The organism is Pseudomonas sp. DE0010, from assembly GCF_007680745.1.
Lineage (GTDB): Bacteria > Pseudomonadota > Gammaproteobacteria > Pseudomonadales > Pseudomonadaceae > Aquipseudomonas > Aquipseudomonas parafulva_B.
In genome coordinates this window covers 1-231 of the sequence record NZ_VEJQ01000320.1, presented here as the reverse complement: position 1 = coordinate 231, position 231 = coordinate 1, and the positions used below count along the sequence as shown (strand labels likewise).

Below are 231 nucleotides of genomic sequence, written 5' to 3'. Positions count from 1 at the left end.
AGCAGACCGATCAGCGCCGCCTGGGCGCCGCTGCCACTGCCGTTCCACTGGCTTGCCGCGGTGAGGGCGGCGCCGGGGAAGGCCAGCAGGTTGGACAGGCCCGAGGCCGCCGGCTTGGCATCCAGCATCACGTGCAGCTGCGAGAGCACAATGAGGATGCCGATGCCGGCGAGCATGCCGTAGACGACGGCGGGCGAGGTGACGCGGAACCAGGCGCCCAGGCGGGTGAAG

Annotated in this window: 1 protein-coding gene; it reads right to left on the bottom strand. The window is 71.4% G+C overall.

Features of this window, described 5'->3' with window-relative positions; translation table 11 throughout:
• Positions 1-231: SulP family inorganic anion transporter (locus FS767_RS22695; protein ID WP_256674317.1), on the bottom strand; the 231-nt coding region annotated here is incomplete at both ends.